10 protein-coding genes are annotated in these 8599 nt (G+C 43.3%); 1 reads left to right on the plus strand and 9 read right to left on the minus strand.

Translation table 11 applies throughout. The features are described from left to right. Positions 1-186: 186 nt before the first annotated feature. From ACMJ0U_RS02855 to topA, 8 genes are all read right to left on the minus strand, one after another. Positions 187-789 carry a lysine exporter LysO family protein gene (locus tag ACMJ0U_RS02855; RefSeq protein ID WP_417128041.1) on the minus strand — a complete coding sequence of 201 codons (603 nt, stop codon included), beginning with the start codon at positions 787-789 and terminating at the stop codon, positions 187-189. Continuing rightward, positions 786-1064, minus strand: a complete 279-nt coding sequence (locus ACMJ0U_RS02860) for a LysO family transporter (protein ID WP_417128042.1) — start codon at positions 1062-1064, stop codon at positions 786-788. Before ACMJ0U_RS02860 ends, ACMJ0U_RS02855 begins: the two co-directional genes overlap by 4 nt. A 189-nt stretch (positions 1065-1253) precedes the next feature. After that, complete coding sequence (locus ACMJ0U_RS02865; protein WP_417128043.1) at positions 1254-1733, minus strand: hypothetical protein; 480 nt, start codon at positions 1731-1733, stop codon at positions 1254-1256. Further along, positions 1723-2232, minus strand: a complete 510-nt coding sequence (locus ACMJ0U_RS02870; protein ID WP_117673510.1) for an RNA polymerase sigma factor — start codon at positions 2230-2232, stop codon at positions 1723-1725. The genes ACMJ0U_RS02865 and ACMJ0U_RS02870 overlap by 11 nt, the downstream gene beginning before the upstream one ends. Positions 2233-2296: 64 nt before the next feature. Beyond that, a complete protein-coding gene (gene argB, locus ACMJ0U_RS02875) occupies positions 2297-3070 on the minus strand; it encodes an acetylglutamate kinase (RefSeq protein WP_007560049.1) in 774 nt (257 codons plus the stop codon). 17 nt (positions 3071-3087) lie between these two features. Then, positions 3088-4980, minus strand: a complete 1893-nt coding sequence (speA, locus tag ACMJ0U_RS02880) for a biosynthetic arginine decarboxylase (RefSeq protein ID WP_007560048.1) — start codon at positions 4978-4980, stop codon at positions 3088-3090. Between the two features lie 31 nt (positions 4981-5011). Further along, positions 5012-5536 carry a shikimate kinase gene (locus ACMJ0U_RS02885; protein WP_417128044.1) on the minus strand — a complete coding sequence of 175 codons (525 nt, stop codon included), beginning with the start codon at positions 5534-5536 and terminating at the stop codon, positions 5012-5014. Further along, positions 5533-7866 (minus strand): type I DNA topoisomerase, encoded by a 2334-nt coding sequence (topA, locus tag ACMJ0U_RS02890; protein ID WP_417128045.1) that lies wholly within the window; start codon positions 7864-7866, stop codon positions 5533-5535. Before topA ends, ACMJ0U_RS02885 begins: the two co-directional genes overlap by 4 nt. A 125-nt stretch (positions 7867-7991) precedes the next feature. Here topA and ACMJ0U_RS02895 point away from each other — a divergent pair, with 125 nt between their 5' ends. Further along, on the plus strand, positions 7992-8402 hold the full coding sequence (locus ACMJ0U_RS02895; protein WP_417128046.1) for a hypothetical protein: 411 nt from the start codon (positions 7992-7994) through the stop codon (positions 8400-8402). On the opposite strand, the gene ACMJ0U_RS02900 is transcribed toward ACMJ0U_RS02895, so the two are convergent. Beyond that, a partial coding sequence (locus tag ACMJ0U_RS02900; protein ID WP_417128048.1) for a hypothetical protein occupies positions 8381-8599 on the minus strand: 219 nt, incomplete at its 5' end. The genes ACMJ0U_RS02895 and ACMJ0U_RS02900 overlap by 22 nt on opposite strands.

Genomic DNA, 8599 nt, shown 5'->3' on the forward strand with positions numbered 1-8599 from the left:
CTTCCGGAACGTCATGTCCAACAGATAGGACTATATGAAAAAACACAGAAAAAGGGCAATAATAATGGCATATAAAGTGATTATACTCTATCGACTTTATATGCCATCTTACTTTTAGGGACATTTACTGAATATCCCTAATCATCTTACGTCGAGGGCCGTATTTTATTCCTAAAAGACGATTCATCAAATAGAACAAAAGAATGTGACCAAGAACGGTACACTGAAATCCGTCACAAAACCATGAAATATGGAAACCACCACAAACTGCTGCCCTGAGCAACGAGTAATGATGGGCAATGTAGTATCCATAGTAGTAGCTCCCCCAGCCGATATAGGGGCCAGATTACCAAACCAACGCACCAGCAGAGGAGCACAAAGTAAAGTAATAATCTCACGCATAATGTTGGAAAGCAAAGCAATGGTACCCAGCTCCGGTCCCTTATACTGCGTAATAAAAATACTGGAAAGGGAATAATATCCGAATCCTGCTCCCACAGCCATACAATCGGAAGCACTGCGATGCGGAAGCATCAAGCTTACCAAAGCCGCGGCAGAAACAGTGCCCAATATAGTAGCTACCGGAAGAAAGATCAGACGTGGATTCAGCGAACGAAAATTCTTCAATGTCTGCGGATCATGTCCCACACTCAATCCTACACTAAACATCAGGGCGCATAAAGCATAGAAACTGATATTGCTTTTACTTATATCAAAAGGAATCAGATGAAAAAAGCCACACAATGTACCCAGAATAAAAAAGCCGATAATAATCAAACTTCCTTTCATGACTTTTCTCCTTTCTTTTTATACAGCAAGTACCATAATCCCCAAGCCAGAATACAGCTGCCCAGCACACAAGCTAATGTAATCACAAAAGCCTCTACCCCCAAAGTGGCAAGTCCTTCTACAATCTGTCGATTACCTCCGACCTCTATTCCCAACAGAAACAACAATGCCCAAATTAACAAGGTAATGACTTTACCAATCCACGAAAACTCCTGACGGCGAAGGAGAAATCCTATCAACATCCCCCCCAGCATAACTCCAATAACTGTAAACATGTGTTCTTATCTGAATTTTGCGGCAAAAATAGCGAAATATTCCAAATAAAAAAGGACTACTGCTCACGCGGTAATCCTTTTTTATTTAGTTAGTAATTTAATTTTGAGAGAATTGAAACTTCACAGCCTCGTTGTTGTTTTAAGTTTTAATAAGCACTAACTATTTATATAAAAGCAAATGAAAATGTTCTATCTATTACTGTTTTCTTCCAGTCTGGGCTTGGAAGATGTTTCCCGAATCAGCGTCTTCACCGAATCACCTTCATAGGCAACCTGCGGAGTCTCTTGACGGTTTTCAAACTGATCATGCACATATACAATACCAGAGGAACTTCCCTCGTCTGTCGCATGTTTCACTACTCCTCCTAATGTGAAAAGCAGCAACATCATAGCCGCAGCCTTGAACAGAGGCATAAAACGTGAATAAAGCGTCAGCTTTCTGGCTTTTACCACCGGACGTTCAATTTCTGCAAGCACACGCTTGTCAAAATCATCACCCAGTTTCATCTCGGCAGCTTCTTCCTGATAAGTAAACAAAGAACGATAGCGGCGCAAATGAGCAGGAAGTTCTTTCTGCTGAAAGAAAATCCGAAGAATCTGTTCTTCCTCTACTGAGGTTTCACAGTTCCAGTAGCGTTCCAAAAGTTGTTCAATGTACTTATAGTCCATAATCGTTAATCTCACTATATTTTAATTTGATGCGTTGTCGGGCTCTGAAAAGGTTTACTTTCACTTGCTCTTCCGTAATCCCCAACACATCAGCAATTTCCTTATAACTCTTACCTTCAATATCCCTAAGCTGAACAATAGTCCGTTGCTTTTCCGGGAGTTCATTCACCAGCCTGTGTACTAACTGAAACTGTTCATTTCGCTCAAACTGGCTTTCGGGAGTCTGTGCATCCGGCATTTCCTGCGTTTCCGGTGTCAAGGTCAGATTCTGGGCCTCTTTTTTCTGACTTCGGTCAATAGCCAAATTCCGAACTACTGTCAGACAATAGGCTTCTATGGATTCCAACTCTCCCCACTCGTCGCGCTTGTTCCACACCTTAATCAGTGCATCCTGAACAATATCTTCCGCCTCTGCCCGGTCGAACGTAATACGCAAGGCCAACCTGAAAAGCTTATCTTTCAGCGGCAGAATATTATCACGAAAACTGATCTCTTGCATGGCTCTCTATACTAATGACGGGTGAGTTTCATAAAAGTTACACCCACCCGCCAATTTTTTTGAATTATTTTCTGATAATTGTTCCGGAATCTTTGTGAATAGCTGATGCTAAGGTTATTACGACCTGCGACACACCTGCATCCAAGGCTGAAAAAGAATTTTCCAACTTGGGAATCATACCACCCTGCACGATTCCTTCCTCCACATACTGTTTAAATAAATCGGGAGTCAGCACCGGAATTACACTGTCGTCATCATTCTCATCGCGTAGCACCCCTTTCTTTTCAAAGCAGTACACCAATGTCACATCAAAATACTCGGCCAAAGCCTTTGCGGTTTCTCCGGCAATGGTATCGGCATTCGTATTCAGCAGATTTCCATTCCCGTCATGCGTCAATGGTGCCATCACTGGTACAATCTGACGATGAATCAGGTCAGCCAGGGCCTTTCCGTCTACTTTCTCTACATCTCCTACATAGCCGTAATCGATGTCTTTCACCGGACGTTTCACAGAACGAATTACATTCATATCTGCTCCTGTCAGACCTACGGCATTCACACCTTTTGCCTGCAAACCGGCCACAATATTCTTGTTGACAAGTCCGCCGTAAACCATCGTTACCACCTTCAAGGTTTCTGCATCGGTAATACGACGTCCATTTACCATCTGGCTTTCAATTCCCAACTGTGAAGCAATACGAGTGGCAGAGCGGCCTCCTCCATGCACCAGCACCTTATAGCCAGACAGAGATGAAAAATCATCGAGCAACTGATTCAATGTATCAGGTTCCTCTACGATTTTTCCTCCTACTTTTATAACTGTCAGTTTTTCTTTCATAATTCTGCTTTCTTAAATTACTCCAGATAAGTATATCCATACAATCCGGAACGATAATTTGCCAGGAATTCCTTTCCTTCCTCCAGCGAGATACGTCCTTCTTTCACAGACTTCGTCACCCAGGTTTCCAAGGTACGTACCAGTTTCTTCGGGTTATACTGTACGTAGTCAAGCACTTCAGCCACGGTTTCTCCATCAATCACCTGATCAATGCTGTAACCTTTTTCATCCACACTGACATGTACGGCATTTGTATCACCGAACAAATTGTGCATATCTCCCAGAATTTCCTGGTAAGCTCCCACCAGGAACACACCTATATAATACGATTCCTTTGCCTTGATGGTATGTACAGGCAAGTCGTGTGCCACGTTACGACTGGTCACGAAGTTAGCAATCTTCCCATCTGAATCGCAAGTAATATCCTGCAAGGTAGCCGTGCGGTCAGGACGTTCATCCAGACGTTGAATCGGCATGATGGGGAAAATCTGGTCAATCGCCCAGGAATCCGGCAACGACTGGAACAGAGAGAAATTACAGAAATATTTGTCAGCCAACAGCTTGTCCAAATTACGGAACTCATCCGGTGCATGCTTCAAACCTGATGCAATCTGGTTTATTTCACGTGTAACCGACCAGTACATACGTTCAATCTGTGCACGTGTCTTCAAATCGACAATACCGTGACTGAACAAGTCCAACGATTCTTCACGAATCTGCTGGGCATCGTGCCATGCTTCCAGCATACGGCTCTGATTCAGGTTATCCCAAATCTGATAAAGTTCCTGCACGAGTTCATGATCGTCTGCACTCACCTCAAAATCTTCGTCCATAGAAGGCAATGAAGCTGTTTCCAGCACCTCAAAAATCAAAACAGAATGATGGGCAGTCAGTGAACGGCCACTTTCTGTAATAATGTTCGGATGAGGAATATTGTTTTTGTTGCTGGCATCCACCATGATGGAAATAGAGTCGTTCACATATTCCTGGATGGAATAGTTCACGCTACTTTCACTGTTAGCAGAGCGGGTACCGTCGTAATCCACTCCCAGTCCTCCACCTATATCTACGAATTCTACCGGGAAGCCCAATTGATGCAACTGCACATAGAACTGAGAAGCCTCGCGCAATGCAGTCTTGATGCGACGTATCTTTGTCACCTGACTACCTATGTGGAAATGAATCAGCTTCAGGCAATCTTGCATTTCTTTCTTTTCCAGAAAATCAAGTGCCTCGAGCAACTCACTGGAAGTCAATCCAAACTTGCTGGCATCGCCTCCGCTTTCTTCCCACTTTCCGCTACCGGAAGAAGCTAATTTGATACGAATACCAATATTCGGACGTACATTCAGCTGTTTGGCCATCTTGGCAATCAGTCGAAGCTCGTTCAACTTTTCTACCACCAGGAAAATACGTTTACCCATTTTCTGCGCCAGCAAAGCCAGTTCAATGTAGCTTTCATCCTTATAGCCGTTGCAGATAATCAGTGAATCTGAATCCGTATTAATGGCAATTACAGCATGAAGTTCCGGTTTCGAACCGGCCTCCAGTCCTAAATTAAATTTCTTTCCATGACTGATAATTTCCTCCACTACCGGTCTCATCTGATTTACCTTAATCGGGTAAATAATGAAGTTTTGGGCCTGATAGCCATATTCTTCAGAAGCTTGTGTAAAGCAATTGGAGATTTTCTCAATCCGGTTGTCCAGAATATCCGGAAAACGTACCAGCATAGGAGCGGTTACGTCCCTCAACTGCAACTCGTCTACCAGCTCCTTCAAATCGACGGCTACTCCGTCTTTTCGTGGAGTTACTACCACATGACCTTTGTCATTGATACTAAAGTATGAAACGCCCCACCCCGTGATGTTGTAGAGCTCTTCAGAGTCTTCAATACGCCATTTTCTCATTTCACTACATAAAGTCTAGATTTATACTTCTTTAATTTATCAATTCATTCAAGCGGCTTACCGCTTTGTCAATCTGTGCATAACTTTCAAGTTCTTCTGCATTGAAATGCCATTTGGCCTTAGAATAATAAGGAAGTCTTTTTTCCAAAGCAGAAGTAATGACCTGCATCAGCTCTTCGTCCGTTTTATTCGCCAACAGCGGACGCTTGGCCTTTGCTATCTTTAAACGACGGAACAGTACTTCCGGACATACATCCAGAAATACTGTTTCGCCTGTATGATTCATATAGTCCATATTATCGAAAAAGCAAGGAGTGCCTCCTCCGCATGCAATCAATACATTTTCAAATTCTCCCGCCTCGTGCAGCATCTTCTGCTCCAACAAGCGGAAGCCTGCTTCTCCCCTTTCCGCAAACAAGTCGGAAATGGATTTATGCATGCGTTCCTCGATATACCAGTCGAGGTCGACAAACTGTAGTCCGGTAGCCGCACTGTAAGCCTTGCCCAGTGTGGTTTTTCCCGAACCCATATAGCCAATCAGGAAAACTCTTTTCATTTCTTTGCCTTCGCCTTTGCTCCTTTCGCCTTGCGCATCTCAGCTTTCTGAGCTTGCAATTCAATCACCTTGAAGCAAGCATCCAAGTTCAAGTCTGCCGGATTCACGTTTTCAGGAATCTTATAATTTTTCTTTTGGTAAGCAATGTAAGGTCCGTAACGACCATTCAGAATCTGCATATCGGGATTCTCAGGGAACTGCTTGATAATTTTCTGTGCTTCTTTTTCTTTCTTCTCGGACAACATCTGTACGGCTTCTTCAAAAGTCACAGCCATCGGATCCATTTCCTTCGGGATAGACACATATTCATTACCATGACGCACATAGGGCCCAAAACGGCCAACTCCTACTGATACAACATTTCCATCGAGTTCTCCCAACACACGCGGTAATTTAAACAAATCGAGCGCCTCTTCCAGTGTAATTGTCTCCAGTGAATGCTCCTTATTCAGCTGGGCAAATTTAGGTTTCTCTTCATCATCAGAAGAGCCAATCTGTACCACGGGTCCAAAACGTCCGATTTTCACCGATACGGGCTTACCGCTCTTCGGATCAGTTCCCAGCATACGCTCACCTACCTTATGTTCAGTCTTTGTCGCCAATGTAGTTTCTACCAGCGGGTGGAAGTTCTCATAGAACACCTCCATCAGATCAGTCCACTTCTTTTCCCCTTCGGCCACTTCGTCGAATTCCTTTTCTACACTAGCCGTAAAGTTATAATCCATAATTTTCGGGAAATACTGCATCAGGAAGTCGTTAACCACACAACCTACATCGGTAGGAATCAATTTGGATTTCTCACTTCCGCTCATTTCCGTCTGTACAGTTTCCTTTATCTCTTTTCCCGTCAGCTTCAACAATGAATACTCACGTTTCACTCCTTCCTTGTTACCTTTCTCTACATATCCTCTTTGCTGAATAGTGGAAATCGTAGGAGCGTATGTAGACGGACGGCCAATACCCAGTTCCTCCAGCTTACGCACCAAACTAGCTTCTGTATAACGTGCCGGAGCCTGACTGAAACGCTGTACAGCAGCAATTTCTTCACGCTGCAGAACCTCTCCAACCTCCATTTTAGGAAGCCCGGTGGCATCTTCCTGTTCCACATCCTCATCAAATGATTCCTTGTAGACCTTCAAAAAGCCATCGAATGTGACCACTTCGCCCACAGCCTGGAATTCATCTTCACAGCCACTAACCGAAATGGTTGCTGTCGTCTTTTCCAATTCTGCATCGGCCATCTGTGAAGCCAGCGTGCGTTTCCATATCAATTCATACAAACGTACCTCCTGTGAACTTCCTTCAATAGATTCATTTGACATATATGTCGGGCGAATTGCCTCATGCGCTTCCTGAGCTCCTTTGGTTTTTGTGGCATACTGACGTGTATGTACATAGCGCTCACCCATCAGAGAAAGAATGGTATCCCGGCTTGTAGACAAGGCCAGTTCAGAAAGATTTACCGAGTCGGTACGCATGTAAGTAATCAATCCGCTTTCGTACAGACGCTGCGCAATCATCATGGTCTGTGCCACGGTATACCCAAGCTTACGGGCAGCTTCCTGCTGGAGTGTGGAAGTGGTAAAAGGAGGTGCCGGCGACTTTTTAACCGGCCGTGTAGTAATATCTTTTATTTTAAAGGTAGCATCCTTACATTTCTCAAGGAAACGCTGTGCCTCTTCTTTTGTTTTGAATCGTTTCCCGAGCGTAGCACGAACCACCGCCCCTTCTGCGTCCTTAAATATAGCAACTACTTTATAAGAAGCTTCACAAGTAAACGCATTGATTTCACGCTCGCGCTCTACAATCAGACGTACGGCAACCGACTGCACTCGTCCAGCCGAAAGAGCTGGCTTGATTTTACGCCAAAGCACCGGTGAAAGTTCAAATCCCACAATGCGGTCGAGTACACGACGAGCCTGCTGGGCATTGACCAAATCAATGTTGATATGACGCGGATGCTCTATAGCCTTCAATATAGCCGTCTTCGTAATTTCATGGAATACAATCCGTCGTGTCTTTTCAGGGTCCAGATTTAATACCTCAAACAAGTGCCAGGAAATGGCTTCTCCTTCGCGGTCCTCATCGGATGCGAGCCATACCATGTCGGCCTTGGCAGCTTCTTCTTTCAACTCTGCCACCAGTTTTTTCTTATCTTCCGGTATTTCATAAATCGGATTGAAATGATCTTTTATATCAATACTGAACGCTTTTTGCTTCAAGTCACGGATATGACCATAACTTGACAATACTTTATAACCCTCCCCCAAAAACTTTTCAATAGTCTTAGCTTTTGCCGGAGACTCCACTATGACCAGGTTATTTTGCATGATATTCTGTATTCCGTTTTTATATAATTCCGTGACAAATGTAGAAAAAAAATTATAACATACACGATAAACAAACTGAAAATAACTTACTTTGCAGGGGAATATACTTTATAACTACCTTAATTATGAACAACAAAAGTATCAACAGCAACAAACAATTCATGATAGGAAACGGAATACTGGCCTTCGGGGTATTCTTTATCGTATGCCTTTTTTTGTATCTGGGCTTTCGCAACCAGTCTAAGAGTAATGACAAGGAAAAAGCATTTGCCGGAATTTATACGGTAGAAATAACAGATTCTTTTACAGGAGACAGTCTTTCAGTTTATATTAATGACAGTCTGCTATTTAATTCAAGCATCGGAAATACTGCCATCAAATTTCAAGTGAAACGTTTCGCAGAAGAAAGCACGCTGATGGTAGTAGATAATCACACCGATGAAATTACTCCCTTCAACCTGAATCCAGAGGGTAGCCAGATTGCAGTGGAAAAGAAAAACGGCAAAATTTTTATTCAAGAAACAGCAAATGAGTAAAGGGATAAATTAAATACGCCACGTAGTTTATTGGCAACCCCTTCATTACTTTCTATGTCTCTCAATGCAAAGCCCAATGTTTCCCTCACCGGAAACGCAGGGTTCTGCATTGAGAGACGTTCGTTTCCGAGCAAAGAAATATAAAAAGCGCCCCAAGCTGAATAAAAAATTCCTTCTACGTTTCTTATTTTTCTCCT

This window comes from Phocaeicola sp. (genome assembly GCF_048170425.1).
Classification (GTDB): Bacteria; Bacteroidota; Bacteroidia; order Bacteroidales; family Bacteroidaceae; genus Phocaeicola.